The sequence below is a fragment of the Kribbella sp. NBC_01484 genome, from assembly GCF_036227145.1.
Classification (GTDB): domain Bacteria; phylum Actinomycetota; class Actinomycetes; order Propionibacteriales; family Kribbellaceae; genus Kribbella.
The window spans coordinates 2465211-2481160 of sequence record NZ_CP109437.1 but is presented as its reverse complement, the minus strand read 5'-3'; the positions used below and the strand labels follow the sequence as shown (position 1 = coordinate 2481160).

Genomic DNA, 15950 nt, shown 5'->3' with positions numbered 1-15950 from the left:
GCTACTCGCCGGTGAGGCCGTCCAGGCGTTCGCGGAGGAGGTCGGCGTGGCCGTTGTGGCGGGCGTATTCCTCGATCATGTGGATGTAGAGGTAGCGCACCGAGTAGTCGCCCTCGTGGCCCGGGCGGACGAACGTGTCGTCGAGGGTGTAGCGGGCGGCGATCTCGTCGGAGGTCTTGGCGATCTGCCGGAAGTCCTCGAGGTCCTGTTCGGCCCGTGCCGGGTCGGCGAGGTCGAAGTCACCGTCGGGATGCTCGGCGGTCCAGAACTTCGGCTCGGCAGGAAGTTTGGCCAGCGCGCGGTGGAACCAGTACTTCTCGACCTCGGACAGGTGCCGGACCAGTCCGATCAGCGACATGCTGGACGGATCCACACTGCGCTCCACCAGTTGATCACCGGTCAGTCCGGAGACTTTCCACAGCAGTGTGCCGCGGTGGAAGTCGAGGAAACCCTGCAGAAGTTCGCGTTCACCCGCGGCGGTGGCCGGATCCACCCGGAACTGTGACGTCACGAGCAGAACCTAGCGGTGTGACGAGCGTCCTGTGAATATCCATCGGGGTGTTGGCCCCCGGTGCCGTAGACTGTCTGTGACGGCCCGCCCAGTTCTGCCTCGGGCCGGTGAGCGCAAACACATTGCGCCAGCAGTCGACCACCACGCGCCGCGGCCGTAAACCGGCCGCGCCGGGCAGGACGACCCCCGAACTTTTGGAGTACCAGATGGCGGTCCGCCGCCCCACGTCCACATCCACGCAATCCGCCCAACCGCAATCCACCTCTACGTCCGCGTCGCGTCCGCGTCGCCGGCGTCGGTCCGGTGACCGCCGCAACGGATCCTCCGCCACGGCGCTCTTCGGCCCACCCGCCGAGACCGGCCGGCCGTCGAAGGTTGCTGTCAGCAACAACACGTCGTACGACGAGGTTGACGAGATGGTTGTCCCCGACAACCTTACGTTCGCCGACCTCGGCGTACCGGAGACGCTGGTCTCCGCGCTGTCGGCGACCGGGGTGACGAAGCCGTTCCCGATCCAGGCGGCCACGCTGCCGGATTCCCTGGCCGGCAAGGATGTTCTCGGCCGCGGCCGGACCGGATCGGGGAAGACCTACGCGTTCGTCCTGCCGGTGCTGGCCCGGCTCGCCGCCGGCCGCGGGAAGCGCCGGGCGAACCATCCCCGCGCGCTGATCCTCGCGCCGACCCGCGAGCTCGCGACCCAGATCCAGGCGTCGATCACGCCGCTCGCCGACGCGCTCGGCCTGCGCTCGATGACGGTCTTCGGCGGCGTCGGCCACGGCCCGCAGATCACCGGCCTGCGGAAGGGCGCCGACATCGTCGTCGCCTGCCCGGGCCGGCTCGAGGACCATGTCCAGGCCGGGCACGCGAAGCTCGACGCGGTCGAGATCACCGTGCTCGACGAGGCCGACCACATGGCCGATCTCGGCTTCCTGCCCGCCGTCCGCCGGATCCTCGAGGCGACCCCGTCCAGCGCCCAGCGGCTGCTGTTCTCGGCCACGCTGGACGCCGGCGTCAACGTCCTCGTGCAGCGATTCATGACTACGCCGGTCACGCACAGTGTCGACTCGGCGCAGTCGCCGGTCTCGCTCATGACCCATCACGTGCTGCACGTCCAGCCCGACACCCGGCTCCCGGTGCTCGTCGACCTGACGGCCGCGCCCGGGCGTTCGCTGGTCTTCACCAGGACGAAGTACGGCGCCAAGGCGCTGACCAAGAAGCTGATCGCCCAGGGCGTGCCGGCCGTCGAGCTGCACGGCAACCTCTCCCAGGGCGCCCGCACGCGGAACCTGGAGGCCTTCTCCGACGGCACGGCGAAGACCCTCGTCGCCACCGACATCGCGGCCCGCGGGATCCACGTCGACGACATCGCGCTGGTGATCCACGCCGATCCGCCGATCGAGCACAAGGCCTACCTGCACCGCTCCGGACGGACCGCCCGCGCAGGTGCCGAGGGCACGGTCGTCACGCTGATGACCGACGACCAGGTCCGCGACGTCCGCGACCTCACCCGCAAGGCCGGCATCGCCCCGAAGGTCACCAAGCTCAGCACCGGCGACCCGCTGCTGACCGAGCTGGCCCCCGGCGAGCGGACCTTCGTCGAGCCGGCCGTCAAGGCCGTCCAGCCGGAGCGCGTCGCGAGCTCGACCGGTCGCGGATCGGGCCGAGGCGGCCGTCACGGGCGCGCCCCGGGCTCCGCTCAGCCGGCAACCGAGCAGCGGCCGAACCAAGGCCGTTCTGCCCAGGCGTCGCGCGCGACGGGTGGCTCGCGGGGCTCCGGCCGCGCGAAGTCCCGCGCAGGCTCGGGCGGTTCGAAGACCTACACCACGAGCACTCCGGGATCGGCCGCTCGTCCGGCCGGTGCCGCAGCGTTCTCCGCCGGCTCCCGGGCCGGCAGCTCCCGCCGCGGTCGCTGACCCACTGCAGGTGCTGAAAGGCCCAGTCATGCCGACTGGGCCTTTCGCGCGCTATGAGAAGAAGATGGACAGGTGGCAGGCAACGAGGAGGCTCGGTGATCAGGACCGTTCTCGGAGACCTCGCGCCGGAGGCCCTCGGCGTGTGCGACTCCCACGACCATCTGTTCTTTCGTTCGGCGGTTCTGCCCGGGCAGGAGCTGGATGACGAGGACGCCGCGGTGGCGGAGGTGCGTGCTTTCGCGGCGGCCGGTGGGCAGGCGATCGTGCAGTGGACGCCGCACGGACTCGGGCGCCGGGTCGAGCTGTTGCCCGGGATCTCAAGCAGTACAGGGGTTTCGCTGGTTGCGGCGACCGGACTGCATCGGCGTGAGCACTACCCGGAGGGCTTCGTCGACGGCGTGCGGGATCGGTTGGCCGAGATCTTCGTCCGCGAGCTGACCGTTGGCATCGGCAACAGTTCGGTCCGGGCCGGGCTGATCAAGGTGGCCGGCGGGTTCCACGTCCTGGATGCGCACGCCGAGCTGGTGATGCGGGCCGCGGCCGAGGCGCATCACGCGACCGGCGCGCCCATCGCGGTCCATCACGAACTCGGATCCGCGGCGGACGCCGTACTGGATCTCCTTGTCGACAAGCTCGACGTACCTCCGTCGGAGGTGATCCTCGGGCATCTGAATCGGTTCCCGGATCATCGTGGTCACCTCGAGTTGGCCGAGCGGGGTGCATGGCTGGCGTTCGACGGGCCGTCGCGGGCGAATCATGCGACCGATCCGCGGTTGCTGGACTGCCTGGCCGCGCTGGTCGACGCCGGGTACGCCGACCGGCTGCTGCTCGGCGGCGACACCACGACCGCCAAGGCCCGCGGCGCGACCGGTGAAGGACCCGGCATCCCTTATCTCCTCACTCACCTCCGGCCCCGGATCGCGCGCCACCTCGGCGCCGATGTCGCGCACGCGATCTTCACCGCCAACCCAGCGCGTTCCTTTACCGCCGATTGGCGAGCCTGACCGATCCGATGGGTTGACCCACCAGACGGTGGGTTGCCCCCCGAGAATCTCGGTGGGCAACCCACAAGGTGACGGGTCAGCCCACCAGATTGCGTCGGGCGGGTTGCGGCGCCGGGCGGCCGGCCGGCCGGTACGGTTCGCGCATGAGCGTGATCGCGCAGATCTTTGTGGTTGTGGCCGGGCTGTTCCACGTCGCGGTGTTCGCGATGGAGAGCCTGCTGTTCAGCAGGCCGAGCACGTACAAACGGTTCCTGGTGAAGGACGAGGCGGAGGCGGCGGCTGCCCGGCCGTGGGCGTTCAACCAGGGGTTCTACAACCTGTTCCTCGCGATCGGCGCGCTCGGCGGTCTGATCTGGGGTGGCGACAAAGGCCACGCGATCGCGTTGTTCGCGTGTGCCTGTATGGCGGGCGCCGGCCTCGTGCTGGTCGCCTCCGACCGCCGGATGGTCCGTGCCGCCGCCACCCAGGCCGTCCCGCCGATCCTCGCGCTGGTCCTCGCCGCCGTTCTCTGATTGCGCTTGACTTAAAGTCCACTTGATGTCCGAGAGTTCTCGGCATGACCAGCGTTGCCGAACCCGAGGCCGACCAGACCACCGACTCCGGCGGCGTACTCTCGCCGAAGTACCGGGCCCTGACGGTCGGGATGGTCGCGTTGATCACCCTGGTCGCGTTCGAGTCCCTCGCGGTCACGACCGCGATGCCGACGGTGGCCCAGGCGCTCGACGGGCTCAGCCTCTACGCGCTGGCGTTCGGCGGCCCGCTGGCCTCCGGCGTGGTCGCGATGGTTGTCTCCGGCACCTGGAGTGATCTCAAGGGCCCGACCCGCCCGCTCTGGCACGGCACCGCGTGGTTCCTCGGCGGTCTGATCATCGCCGGACTCGCTCCGTCCATGGAGGTTCTGGTCGCGGGCCGCATCATCCAAGGCTTCGGCTCCGGCCTGCTGACGGTCGCCCTGTACGTCGTCGTCGGGCAGCTGTACCCCGCCCGTCTCCGCACGCGGATCTTCGCCGCGTTCGCGACCGGCTGGGTCGTCCCGTCCCTCGTCGGCCCCGCGATCGCCGGCCTGATCGTCGAACACGCGAGTTGGCGGATCGTGTTCCTCGCCGTACCGGCCATCGCGATCCCGGCGGTGCTCGTGATGCGGCCCGGCTTGGCTCACGGCGCTGCGTACGAGGCACGCGAGGGACGGCTGTGGGACAAGCGAGCCATGTGGGCGATCGCAGCGGCGGTCGGCGTCGGTCTTCTGCACTACGGCGGCCAGCAGCGCGGCGTACTCCAGGTTGTTCTGCTGGTGATCGGCTTGGCCGGCGTGGTCGCGTTCGCCCCACGGCTTCTGCCGAGCGGGACGTTCACGCTCGGACGCGGCCTGCCGTCGGTGGTCGCGCTCCGGGGGTTGGTGGCTGCTGCCGGATTCGGTGCCGAGGTGTTCCTGCCGCTGATGCTGACCCGGGAGCGCGGTCTGTCCCCGGCCCTCGCGGGTCTGGTGCTGACCGTCAGCGCCCTGAGCTGGACCGCCGCCTCCTGGTATCGCGGCCGCCCGAAGCAGCCGTTCTCGCACTCGGTGTTCCTGCAGGCCGGCATGGTCTTGATCCTGCTCGGGATCGCCACCGCGACGCTGACCCTCAACGACAACGTCCCGGTGCTGGTCGGCATCCTCGGCTGGAGCCTCACCGGCCTCGGCATGGGCACGGTCTTCCCGACCTTGTCGGTGCTGACCCTGGAGTATTCCGAGCGCGACGAGCAGGGCGCCAACAGCTCGGCCGCGCAGCTGAGCGACTCGTTGTCCACAGCAACGGTCCTGGCCGTCGGCGGATCGCTGTTCGCCGCGCTCGAGCCGCACTCGGCGGTGACGGCGTACCTGGTCGCGTTCGGGCTCCCGGCGGCGCTAGCGCTGATCGGCGTCCAGGCGGGCCGGCGGACCGCGCGCGGCGCGAGCTAGTCCGAGCTAGTCCTTGGACCCCGTCACGGCGATGCTCGCGCCGAGGCCGATGATCATCAGGCCGCCGGTGCCGCCGACCATTTCGAGCCGGCGCGGCGAGCGGGCGAACCACTCGCGGGCGGTGCCGGCGACGACCGCCCAGACGCTGTCCGAGCAGAGCGCGATCAGGATGAAGATCAGGCCGAGGACGAGGATCTGGGCCCACGCCGGGCTGCTCGCGCCCTTGTCCACGAACTGCGGCAGCACGGCCGCGAAGAAGACCGCGGTCTTGGCATTGGTGACCCCGACCAGGAACCCCTGCCGAAGCGTCCGGCGGGTGTTGCCCGGCTTAACGCCACTCGTCATCGCCTCGACCAGCGACTTCCGGGTCCGGAACGCGTGCACGCCGAGATAGATCAGGTACGCCGCGCCCGCCAGCTTCACCACGGTGAGGGCGATGGCGCTGGCCGCGATCAGGGTGCCGAGGCCGAGCGAGACCAGGCCGAGCAGGACCGAGGCGCCGATGGTGTTGCCGACCATCGTGAGCACTGCCTCGCGGCGCCCGACCGCGAGCGCCCGGCCGACGATGAACAGCACACTCGGCCCGGGCACGACGATGATGATGAACGCGGTGATCGCGAACGCGATCAGGTGGTGAGCGGACGGCATTTCCTCAGAGTAAGTGCGACGCGGTCGCGCCGCACTACCCCTGTCCACCGGGTGGGATAGATCACCGCCACGCCGCCATCCGTTGACCGGCCACTCCGGCGGACTCTACGGTTCGGGGGACAACCTGCGGTGCCATGAGGGAAGCCGGTGCAAGTCCGGCACGGCCGCGCCACTGTGAGCGAGCTCTGCTCGTGAGTCAGGACGCTCGGGCACCAGCAGCCTTTCGATGGGGACGCGCACTTCCCCAGGAGGTTCAGATGGCAGTTCCTGCCCGCTCGGTCGCCGTACCGGCTCTCTCCCCCCGGCTCCTCGCCGTCGCGCTGCTCAGCGTCGGCCTGATGCTCCTGCTCGCCTACCTGGTCGGGTTCGACCAGGGCGCGGTCTCCCAGTCCGGGATGTACCTGCACGAGCTGATGCACGACGGGCGCCACCTGCTCGGCGTGCCCTGCCACTAGATCCCGATGCGCACCTTCGGATCGCTCCTGGTGCGCGGACTGATCGTCGGACTTTTCGCCGGCCTGCTGGCCGGGACCTTCGCGTACGTGATGGGTGAACCGCGTGTCGACGCGGCCATCGCGATCGAAGAGGCCGGTGCCGCGCACACCCATGACCATGGCAACAGTGCCGAGCCTGCCGCGGAAGAGAAGCCGCTCGTCAGCCGTGAAGGCCAGAAGGCCGGCTTGTTCCTCGCCACCAGCCTGTACGGCGTGGCCCTCGGCGGCATGTTCGCCGTCGGCTTCACGCTGCTCCGGCGCAGGCTCCGCACCGGGAACGACGCGTACGCCGCGCTCGGCCTGGCCGCGGCCGGCTTCGTCGGGATCGTGCTGGTCCCGTTCCTCAAATACCCACCGAACCCGCCCGCGGTCGGCAATCCGGACACGATCACCCGGCGGACGGTGACCTACCTGCTGACGCTGGTGATCGGCCTGCTCGCGGTCTGGGCCGGCGTCGCCGCATCGCGCTGGGCCGCCCGGTACGGCGAGCTCGCCCGGCTCGGCGGCGGGGTGATCGCGTTCCTCGTGACGATCGTGGCGGCGTACCTGATCCTGCCGCGAATCAACGAGGTTCCGGAGACGTTCCCCGCTACGCTGCTGTGGCAGTTCCGGTTCGCCTCGCTCGGTACGCAGGCGACGCTGTGGCTCCTGCTCGGCTTCGGGTACGCCGCCACCGTGGACGACCGCCGGCTGACTCGACAGAAGGTGGTCGCCGCTTGACGGGATTGAATACCTTCCCCGCCCCACCACCCCGGTCATTGACTCTCATTGCGCACGCCTTGACGCCCGCGCTGCGTGGACTCGTGCTCGGCGGCGACGCCGAACCGGATCCGGCGAGTGTCGAGGCTGCCCGCGGACTGGAGCTCACAGCCGATGCCGTGTACGCCGGCCCCGAGCGGGCCGCCGTACGCACCGCCGAGGCGCTCGGGCTGACCCCGGTCGTCGAGCCGGTCCTGCGGGACCGGGAGTACGGCGACTGGGCCGGCCGCGACCTCGAGGAGTTGCTCGCGGCGGATCCGGAGCGGGTGTCGGCGTGGCTCGAGCGTCCGCATACCGCGACGCCGGGTGGGGAGACCGAGAACGACGTGATCGCGCGGGTCGCGGACTGGCTCGGGGATCTCGATCAGCTGACCGGCGATCGCCGTACGGTCGTCGCCGTCGTCCACCCCGCGGTGGTGCGGGCGATCGTGCTGTACGTCCTCGATGCGCCCGCCGAGTCGCTCCGGCACGTGGACGTCCGCCCGCTGGCCACGGTCAACCTCTCCCATCACGCAGGATCCTGGTCACTGGCCTTCCACTGACTTACTCTCTGCGGTTAACAGGCAACCGCTTGTGTGGATACCTCCTGGGGACCGAGGGATGCCATGACCGAGGCCGAGCAACTCGACCTGCTGATCCGTCACACCCGGGATCTGCCGCACCAAAAGGCAGTCCAAGAGGTCCGGGACTATTTCCGCGCCTTGCCGGCGGCATCCGCTCGCGCACTCGCCGAGAATCCGCCCGAGCAGCTCAGCGCGCTGGACGGGGCCTCGCTGCAGTTACGGTACGACGCCAGCCGCGTGATCCTGCTCGCGGCGCAGCGGCGGCTACGGGACGCGGTCGAGGGCGGTGAGTCCACGCCCGAGCAGCGCAAGCGGCTCGACACTGTGAGCGAGATGCTGTGGCCGGTCCGGAAGGGTCTGGACGTCGATGCCGCCGGCAACCGCATCGAGGTGTTCGGATCGCGGCAGTACCTGTCCGTGGACGTCGAGGGCCAGGGCCGGATGATCGAGGTCCTCGGCGACCTCGAGACCGCCCGCGACGTGGTCGTGCTGATCCCGGGACTCGGCAACGACCTGGACGGCGTACGCGCGCAGATGGACCGGGCGCTGCAGCTCAAGAACCAGGTCGGCCCGAAGGCAGCTGTGGTGGTGTGGAAGGACTACGACGCACCGCTCACCCTGGAAGACGCGATGTCCAAGGAGCCCGCGCGGGCGGCCTTGCCGCGGCTGTCGCGCTTCGAAGCCGGTGTCGAGGTGGTCAAGGCGCCGTATGCGGAGACGACGATCATCGGGAACAGCTATGGGTCGCTGGTGCTCGGCCAGGCGCTGATGGAGGGCGTCGACGGGCGGCTGCCGGATGGGGTGAATCCCGACCGGGCGGTGCTCGTCGGGTGTCCCGGCATCGACCCGACCGTGACGTCGGGGGCGCAGATCACGCCGCCGGGGACCAAGCTGTACGTCGCTCGCGCAAAGGGCGACTACATCTCCTACCTGCAGGAGCACGGTCCCGATCCGGCCGACTTGGCGGACGTGTTCCGGTTCGAGACCGAGCGCGGCGACGTCCACGTCCGTGGGCACATGAGCTACTTCGAGCTCAACAGCGAGTCCTTCCGGAACCTCGGCCGGATCGGCCGCGGCGAGCTGGGCGCGGTCACCGCGGCGGTTCGGACGACGGCGAAACAGGAGAGCCGGGTGCTGCCCGGGATCTCCTGGTCGGAGCCGCTGCGTAGGGTGGCTCAGACACCGGTGGCGGTGCCGCTCGCGAAGGTGTTCGACGGCGTGATGGCGCTGAAGAAGATCAGCTCAGGACCCAAGGACAAGCCTCTCGACGGAGCCAGGGACCGGACCGGTGGTGGCCCGGCCCGCCAACCGGAAGGACCTGCTCGATGACGCTGACCCAGGCCCGGGACTTCCTCCGGGCGGAACTGCTGGCCGTGGCGGCCGTCGCCGTACCCGGTCTGGACGGAGTGGTCACGCACGACCCGGGCCCGGTGAACCCGCGGGCCATGTCGGACGGGCGCGGGCCGGCCACCATCTGCTCGATCACCGTGGAGACCGGCGATCCGGCCGTCGTCGACCCGGCGGGACAGGTCGCGGCTGCGGCTGCCGCCCTGACGTCGCGCGGGTGGGAGACCGAAATCGCTCCGGTGGAGGGCGGCCATCACAGCCTCGCCGCCCGGCGGGACGAGTACGAGGTCGCGGTGCACGGTTGGGACGGGGACTGGCGGTTGACGCTGGCGGGCGAGACCCCGGAGATCACCGATTAGCGAATCGCGGGCAATGCGTCGCAAGAGTTGGCGCCAAGGTGTATGACGGGGATGTGACGCTCACCGAAGCCCGCAACTTCCTCCGGTCGGAACTGCTCACGGTCGCCGCCACGGTGGTGCCTGGCCAGAAACCGGCGGTCACGCAGGACGTCGGGCCGGCGAGCCAGGGTGCGCTGTCGGACGACCGCGGACCGGAGTCGGTCTGCACGATCACCGTCGAGACCGGCGACCCGGCGACGCCTGATGCGGAGGCCCAGTTCGGCTTCGCCGCCGAAACCCTGGAGGGCCGCGGCTGGAAGGTCGAGCTCACCCCCGTCGCCGACGGCCACCACCACCTCACCGCCCGCCGCAACGGCTACGACCTCACCGTCGACGCCCGCACCACCGACTGGCGCCTGACCTTCACCGGCCAGACGCCGTACGTCGACGATCTCTAGAATGCACACGCTCCGGAGGGCTTGGCGCGGAGGTGGGCCGGCCTAGCTGGTGGCGGCGCGTTCGGCGGCGCTGCGGAGGACGCAGAACTCATTGCCTTCCGGGTCGTGCATGACGACGAAGCCGGTGCCGTCGGGGTTGCGGCGGTCGTGGGCGATGGTGGCGCCCAGCGTCAGCAACCACTCGACCTCGGCGTCGCGTGGACCGTCCGGCTCGAGGTCGAGGTGGACGCGGTTCTTGGCGGCCTTCTCGTCGTTGTTCTGCTCGAACAGGAGCTTCACCGAGTCCGCGACGACCGCGGCGTACGGCTCGCCGGGATGGTCGTCGTCGGGCCGCTCGGCCTTCAGCACCTGCAGCCAGAAGCCGGCCAGCTCATAGGGGTCGTGGGCATCGAACGTCACCGTCCGCACGTGGGAAGTCATGCGCCGACCCTACTTCCGGAAGAGCAGGCGGTCCTGCGGAATTTCAGCATCCAGGTACGGCGTGAAGCCGACGGCGACCGCGAGCTCGGTGAGCCCGTCGCCTCGCCACCGATGGACGTAGAGGTCCATCGGGAGACCGCCGTACCCGGACGTCTTGTGGGTGGACTCGTCGCCGACGTGAAAGCCCATCAGCAGGACCCCGCCGGGGGCCAGCACGCGGTGGAACTCGGCAAACGCCTGCGGTACGACGTCGCGCGGCAGGTGGATGATCGACCACCAGGACACGACCCCGCCGAGCTCACCGTCGGCCAGTTCGAGGGCCGTCATCGAGCCGACCCGGAAGTCCAGCTCCGGGTGGTCTCGTCGGGCGACCTCGATCATCCCCGGGGACAGGTCGATCCCGGTCACCTTCAGACCGCGCGCGCCCAGCAGGCCGGTCGTTCGGCCGGGCCCGCACCCGACGTCAAGCACCGGACGGCCACCGGCCAGCTCGGCGAACAGGTCGAAACCCTCGGACTCCCAGTCCGCGCCGTCCTGCACGAGGTCGGCGTACGCAGTGGCGACGGTGTCGTAGGAGGTGCGGATGTTGCCCAGGTGGTCAGTCACCCGGCCGACCCTAGAGCCGGCCGGGGACAGTTTTTCAGGCCTTGCCGAGGGTCTGCCGCTGGCGGCCGAGCCCTTGGATCTCGAGCTCCATCGCGTCGCCGGGAGCCAGGTACGGGAAGCGGCCGGACAGCGCGACGCCCTCCGGGGTGCCGGTGTTCACGATGTCGCCGGGGCTGAGCACCATGTACTGCGAGAGGTCGCGGATCAGCGCCGCCACGGAGAAGACCATGTCCCGGGTGTTCGAGTCCTGCCGCGCCTCGCCGTTCACCCAGGACTTCAGGTCGAGGTTGTCCGGGTCGACCTCATCGGCCGGGACCAGCGCCGGGCCGAGCGGGTTGAACGTCTCGCAGCACTTGCCCTTGGACCACTGCCCGCCGGACTCGTCGAGCTGGAAGGCACGCTCGGACACGTCGTTCGAGACCGCGTAGCCGGCGATGCAGGCCAGCGCTTCCTCGTCGGTCTCGATGTACCGGGCCTGCTTGCCGATGATGACGGCGAGCTCGACCTCCCAGTCGGTCTTCGTCGAGCCGCGCGGGACGAGCACGTCGTCGTCCGGGCCGACGATGGTGTTGGGGTGCTTGAAGAACACGATCGGCTGCTCCGGCGGCTCGGAGCCGGACTCGGCCGCGTGAGCGGCGTAGTTCATGCCGATGCAGACCACCGCGCCCGGCCGGGCGATCGGGGCGCCGATCCGCAGGCCCTCCACGTCGGCCACTGGCAGGTCGCCGGCCTCGAGGGCGGCGCGGGCCCGGGCGACGCCGTCCGCGGCGAGGAACGCCCCGTCGATGTCGGCGGTGATCGAGCTCAGGTCGTGAACGGTGCCGTCGGCGGCGCGCACGTACGGGCGCTCCTCGCCGACCGCGCCGAGGCGCAGCAGTTCCACAGATGTCTCCCTGGCGGTCTGGTGACGGTCTAGTCCTGGTCGAAGATGGGCCGCAGCCGGGCCCGGGAGGCCTCGATGTGCCCCCGCATCGCCGCGGCCGCGTCCTCCGGATCGCCCTTGCGGACCGCGGTCACGATCGTCTTGTGCTCCCGCAACGCCTTCGTCGCGATGCCGCCACCGTAGTACAGCCGGAACAGGTGCAGGTGGCAGTGTGTCCGCTGGAAGGACAACCGGGCCGTCTCGTTGCGGGACAGCTCCAGCACCAGGTCGTGGAAGCGCTGGTCGTGCGCCGCCATCGCCCGGTAGCTCTCGTACGCCGGCCGGTCCGGTACGTCGGTGTAGCTCAGCATCTCCGCCTTGAGCCGGGCCAGGTCGTCGGCGCCGGCCCGCTCGGCGGCGCGGCCGGCCGCCCACGGCTCGACGTGCAGGCGGTACTCGAACAGGTCGTCGAACTCGGCCAGGGTCAACCGGGACGACACCCGGTAGCCGCGCAGCGGTTCCTTGATCACCAGCCCGTCGGACTCCAGCCGGGCCAGCGACTCCCGGATCGGGGTCTGCGAGATGCCCAGCTCACGGGTCAGCGCGTCGATGTTCAGCCGGGTGCCCGGCTCGACCACGCTGTCCATGATCAGGCCCTTGACCGTCTCGTAGACATCGTCGCTCAGCACCTGCCGCTGAGGCAGCCGGGCGAGCTGCCCCGCCAGACCCACATGCGCATCCGTCACGTGTCGCTCCTCCCAGAGCCATTCTGCCCGACCCGCATCGTTACCTGGACGAGTCTTGACGGGTCCAGTGTGAACGGGCAGCATCAGGTACGCAATATCCTATAGGATCTGGAGCCGCCCCATGACCGCGTCGCCCCTCCGGACCCCCCTTCCGGCGAGTACGGCGATTATCCGCGCCGAGGCGTACCTGGTCGACCTCGAGGTCGAGACGATCCGCACCGACGCGGTCCAGTCGTTCCTCAAGCAGGAGACCATCTTCGTGTCGGTGGAGACCGCGGACGGGCTGACCGGCCTCGGGTACTCCTACACGATCGGCACCGGCGGCACCGCCGTATTGGCGTTGCTGCGGGACCATCTGCTGCCCCGCCTCGTCGGTGCGGACGCCCGGAACGTCGAGGCGCTCTGGTCGGACCTGTTCTGGTCGACCCACGCGACCACGGTCGGTGCGATCACGTCGCTCGCGCTGGCGGCCGTCGACACGGCGTTGTGGGACCTGCGCTGTCTGCGGGCGGGTGAACCGCTGTGGCGGCTGGCCGGTGGGTATCGGCAGCGGGTGCCGCTCTACGACACCGAGGGCGGCTGGCTGCATCTGACAATCGATGAGCTGGTTGCGGGCGCGCTCGCCTCGCAGAAGGCGGGGTGGCCCGGGGTCAAGCTCAAGGTCGGCAAGCCACGGGTCCACGAGGATCTGGAGCGACTGCAGGCGGTTCGGGACGCGGTCGGGCCGGCGCTCGACATCATGGTGGACGCGAACCAGTCGATGACGTATCCCGAGGCTCGCCGGCGAGCTGCGGCGTTCGAGGCGGTGGATCTGTCGTGGTTCGAGGAGCCGTTGCCGGCCGACGATGTGACCGGGCACGTGCGGTTGGCGGAGTCCACCTCGATTCCGATCGCGGTGGGTGAGTCGCTGTACTCCGTCTCACAGTTCCGGGAGTACGCCGCTTCGGGCGGAGCCGGGATCGTCCAGGTGGACGTGGCCCGGGTCGGCGGGATCACGCCGTGGCTGAAGGTCGCGCATCTGGCCGAGGCGTTCAACCTCGAGGTGTGTCCGCATTTCCTGATGGAACTGCATGTCAGCCTGACGGCCGCCGTACCCAATGGCCGGTATGTGGAGCACATCCCGCAGCTGCGGGCGATCACGTCGTCCGAGATGGCGATCGTGGACGGGCATGCGGTCGCGCCGGACTCGCCGGGGCTGGGCATCGACTGGGATCAGGACGCGATCGACGATCGGAGGGTTGGATGAGTGGCATGACTCGAGTCGACGCCCATCACCACATCTGGGACCTGACCGTCCGCGAGCAAACCTGGATGGTCGGGCCCGCGCTCGACCCGATCCGGCGCAACTACTCCATCGACGACCTGGCTCTCCAGGCCGCGGCCGCCGGAATCACCGCCACGGTCCTGGTTCAGACAGTCGGCCTGGTCGAGGAGACCGTCGAGTTCCTGGAGGTTGCCGCCAGCAACGACCTGGTCGCCGGCGTGGTCGGCTGGGTGGACCTCACCGCGGACGACGTCGCCACCGCGCTGGAAGGCCTGCGCTCGCGCCCGGACGGCGCCTATCTGAAGGCGATCCGCCACCAGGTCCACGACGAACCGGACGTCGACTGGCTCCTGCGCCCCGACGTCCAGCGCGGCCTGTCCGCCGTCGCCGACGCCGGCCTGGCCTACGACCTGCTCACCAAGACCCCGCACCTCCCCGCCGCGATCCAGACCGCCCGCAACCTCCCCCAGCTGAACTTCGTGGTCGACCACATCTCCAAGCCCGTGATCGGCGAGCCGCTGGAGCCCTGGGCCACCCAACTCCGCGAGCTGGCCGCCCTGTCCAACGTCACCTGCAAACTCTCCGGCATGGTCACCGAAGCCTCCTGGACCGACTGGAAACCCGCCGACCTCCAGCCCTACGCCGACGTCGTCCTGGACGCCTTCACCCCGGCCCGCGTGATGTTCGGCTCCGACTGGCCCGTCTGCCTCCTGGCCGCCTCCTACGCCGAGGTGGTCGAAACAGCCGAGACCCTCACAGCCTCCTTGACCCCCACAGAACGCGAAGCAGTCTTCGCCACCACCGCCACCAACACCTACAAGCTGTAACTCGGGATCAGTCAGCCGGAGGTGCAAACTCGCCTGGCCGGATCAGGGCTGTGGACGACGGCGAGGATCGACTTTGTGCACCAGATCCGTACGCCGAGGCCCGTCAGCGTACGGATCTGGTGCACAAAGTGGCCGATCCCGGCGACGCGTGGCAGCCGGGCTGCTGTGCGGCCGGGCGGGGTGGTGTCGGCTGGGATGGAGTTCGGCCGCCAGTTCCTGTCTCAGGCCCTAGCGGCCGAGGGCAGTCAGCGGTCGCGAGCCGGCCGGGACTGCTCTGGGGCCGCGGATGGCGCCGGGTGCTCGAGGTCGCCGGTGGTGGCGGACCAGCTGGCGAGGAGGGTGAGGGCGTCGTCGGAGGGGGAGCCGGGCTCGGCGGTGTAGGTGAGGAGGCTCTGGTTCGGGTCGGAGGCCAGGGGGAAGGACTCGAAGGGGAGGTCGAGGTCTCCGACGACGGGGTGGTGGAGGAGTTTCCTGCCGGTGGTGTGGATCCGGACGTCGTGGGCGGCCCAGCGGAGCCGGAACTCCGCGCTGCGGGTGGACAGCTCGCCGATCAGGTCCGAGGTCCGGCGGTCGTACGGATCCCGGCCGACCTCGGCACGGAGTAGTGCGACGGTGTCGTTGGCGACCTGGTCCCAAGCGCGGAAGAATTCGGTCGCTTGCGGGTCGAGGAAGACGAACCGGGCGTTGTTGGGCGGCCTGACGGGTCCGGCGTACGCGGGCGAGAACAGCGCCGCCCCGAGGGCGTTCGCGGCCAGGATGTCCAAGCGTCCGCTCAGTACGAACGCCGGCGTGCCGATCATCGAGTCCAGGACGCGCTGGACGGTGGCACGGATCCCCTGGGCCGCAGGTCGCCGGCGTGGCGGTCGGGTCGTGCCGGCGGTGCGGAGCAGGTCGAGTAGGTGTGCCCGCTCGGCTTCGTCGAGCTGTAGTGCGTGGGCGAGACCGTCGATCACGCTGTCGGAGACGCCGACCGCGGTGCCGCGTTCGAGCCGGATGTAGTACTCGGTCGAGATCCCGGCGAGCAGAGCGACCTCCTCCCGGCGCAGTCCCACGACCCGTCGGCGGGCTCCGCCGTACACCGGTAGCCCGGCCTGTTCGGGGCTGATCCGGCCTCGCCGTGTGATCAGGAACTCCCGGATCGCCGAGCGCACCTCGCCTCGGATGTCGCGGTCGTTCCTGCCGGTCATGTTCACCACTGTACGAGCGCTTCCGCGGAGTTGGGGGTCCCTCTCAGTACCCCTCGAACAGGGT

Annotated in this window: 19 protein-coding genes and 1 riboswitch; of the genes, 12 read left to right on the top strand and 7 right to left on the bottom strand. The window is 70.0% G+C overall.

The window, feature by feature from the left end:
• Position 1 precedes the first annotated feature (1 nt).
• Positions 2-511, bottom strand: coding sequence for a DinB family protein (locus OG555_RS12195; protein WP_329482945.1), 510 nt, complete (start codon positions 509-511; stop codon positions 2-4).
• Between the two features lie 206 nt (positions 512-717).
• On the opposite strand from OG555_RS12195, the gene OG555_RS12190 reads away from it, so the two are divergent.
• The 4 genes from OG555_RS12190 to OG555_RS12175 all read left to right on the top strand — a co-directional run bounded on the left by OG555_RS12190 (position 718) and on the right by OG555_RS12175 (position 5367).
• The gene (locus tag OG555_RS12190) at positions 718-2424 is read left to right on the top strand and encodes a DEAD/DEAH box helicase (protein ID WP_442914496.1); all 1707 of its coding nucleotides are present in this window, start codon (positions 718-720) and stop codon (positions 2422-2424) included.
• Positions 2425-2519: 95 nt separating this feature from the next.
• Complete coding sequence (locus OG555_RS12185; protein ID WP_329482944.1) at positions 2520-3428, top strand: phosphotriesterase family protein; 909 nt, start codon at positions 2520-2522, stop codon at positions 3426-3428.
• 143 nt (positions 3429-3571) lie between these two features.
• Positions 3572-3940, top strand: coding sequence for a DUF1304 domain-containing protein (locus tag OG555_RS12180; protein ID WP_329482943.1), 369 nt, complete (start codon positions 3572-3574; stop codon positions 3938-3940).
• 44 nt (positions 3941-3984) lie between these two features.
• On the top strand, positions 3985-5367 hold the full coding sequence (locus tag OG555_RS12175) for an MFS transporter (RefSeq protein ID WP_329482942.1): 1383 nt from the start codon (positions 3985-3987) through the stop codon (positions 5365-5367).
• 6 nt (positions 5368-5373) lie between these two features.
• Here the strand turns inward: OG555_RS12175 and OG555_RS12170 are convergent, their stop codons facing one another.
• Positions 5374-6015, bottom strand: coding sequence for a LysE family translocator (locus OG555_RS12170; protein WP_329482941.1), 642 nt, complete (start codon positions 6013-6015; stop codon positions 5374-5376).
• Between the two features lie 139 nt (positions 6016-6154).
• Positions 6155-6220, top strand: a riboswitch (cobalamin riboswitch).
• A 52-nt stretch (positions 6221-6272) separates the two neighbouring features.
• Between OG555_RS12170 and OG555_RS12165 the strand changes: the two genes are divergently transcribed.
• The 6 genes from OG555_RS12165 (at position 6273) to OG555_RS12140 (ending at position 9974) form a co-directional block, all read left to right on the top strand.
• Positions 6273-6470 carry a CbtB domain-containing protein gene (locus OG555_RS12165; protein ID WP_329482940.1) on the top strand — a complete coding sequence of 66 codons (198 nt, stop codon included), beginning with the start codon at positions 6273-6275 and terminating at the stop codon, positions 6468-6470.
• A gap of 6 nt (positions 6471-6476) precedes the next feature.
• Positions 6477-7229 carry a CbtA family protein gene (locus OG555_RS12160; RefSeq protein WP_329482939.1) on the top strand — a complete coding sequence of 251 codons (753 nt, stop codon included), beginning with the start codon at positions 6477-6479 and terminating at the stop codon, positions 7227-7229.
• Entirely contained in the window at positions 7226-7810 is a 585-nt protein-coding gene (locus OG555_RS12155) for a histidine phosphatase family protein (protein WP_329482938.1), read from the top strand. The genes OG555_RS12160 and OG555_RS12155 overlap by 4 nt, the downstream gene beginning before the upstream one ends.
• 63 nt (positions 7811-7873) lie before the next feature.
• A complete protein-coding gene (locus OG555_RS12150) occupies positions 7874-9160 on the top strand; it encodes an alpha/beta hydrolase (protein WP_329482937.1) in 1287 nt (428 codons plus the stop codon).
• Positions 9157-9537, top strand: a complete 381-nt coding sequence (locus tag OG555_RS12145) for a hypothetical protein (protein WP_329482936.1) — start codon at positions 9157-9159, stop codon at positions 9535-9537. The genes OG555_RS12150 and OG555_RS12145 overlap by 4 nt, the downstream gene beginning before the upstream one ends.
• A gap of 53 nt (positions 9538-9590) precedes the next feature.
• Entirely contained in the window at positions 9591-9974 is a 384-nt protein-coding gene (locus tag OG555_RS12140; RefSeq protein WP_329482935.1) for a hypothetical protein, read from the top strand.
• Between the two features lie 42 nt (positions 9975-10016).
• Here OG555_RS12140 and OG555_RS12135 read toward each other — a convergent pair whose 3' ends face one another.
• From OG555_RS12135 to OG555_RS12120, 4 genes are read right to left on the bottom strand one after another with little or no spacing between them, the layout of a single operon-like run.
• Complete coding sequence (locus OG555_RS12135; protein ID WP_329482933.1) at positions 10017-10394, bottom strand: VOC family protein; 378 nt, start codon at positions 10392-10394, stop codon at positions 10017-10019.
• Positions 10395-10403: 9 nt separating this feature from the next.
• Entirely contained in the window at positions 10404-11000 is a 597-nt protein-coding gene (locus tag OG555_RS12130; RefSeq protein WP_329482932.1) for a class I SAM-dependent methyltransferase, read from the bottom strand.
• A 34-nt stretch (positions 11001-11034) separates the two neighbouring features.
• Entirely contained in the window at positions 11035-11883 is an 849-nt protein-coding gene (locus OG555_RS12125; protein WP_329482931.1) for a fumarylacetoacetate hydrolase family protein, read from the bottom strand.
• A gap of 29 nt (positions 11884-11912) precedes the next feature.
• A complete protein-coding gene (locus OG555_RS12120; protein WP_329482930.1) occupies positions 11913-12608 on the bottom strand; it encodes a GntR family transcriptional regulator in 696 nt (231 codons plus the stop codon).
• Positions 12609-12729: 121 nt separating this feature from the next.
• Here OG555_RS12120 and OG555_RS12115 point away from each other — a divergent pair, with 121 nt between their 5' ends.
• A complete protein-coding gene (locus tag OG555_RS12115; RefSeq protein ID WP_329482929.1) occupies positions 12730-13854 on the top strand; it encodes a mandelate racemase/muconate lactonizing enzyme family protein in 1125 nt (374 codons plus the stop codon).
• Positions 13855-13859: 5 nt separating this feature from the next.
• Complete coding sequence (locus OG555_RS12110) at positions 13860-14699, top strand: amidohydrolase family protein (protein ID WP_329482928.1); 840 nt, start codon at positions 13860-13862, stop codon at positions 14697-14699.
• 245 nt (positions 14700-14944) lie between these two features.
• Here the strand turns inward: OG555_RS12110 and OG555_RS12105 are convergent, their stop codons facing one another.
• Complete coding sequence (locus OG555_RS12105) at positions 14945-15886, bottom strand: helix-turn-helix transcriptional regulator (RefSeq protein WP_329482927.1); 942 nt, start codon at positions 15884-15886, stop codon at positions 14945-14947.
• Between the last annotated feature and the right edge of the window lie 64 nt (positions 15887-15950).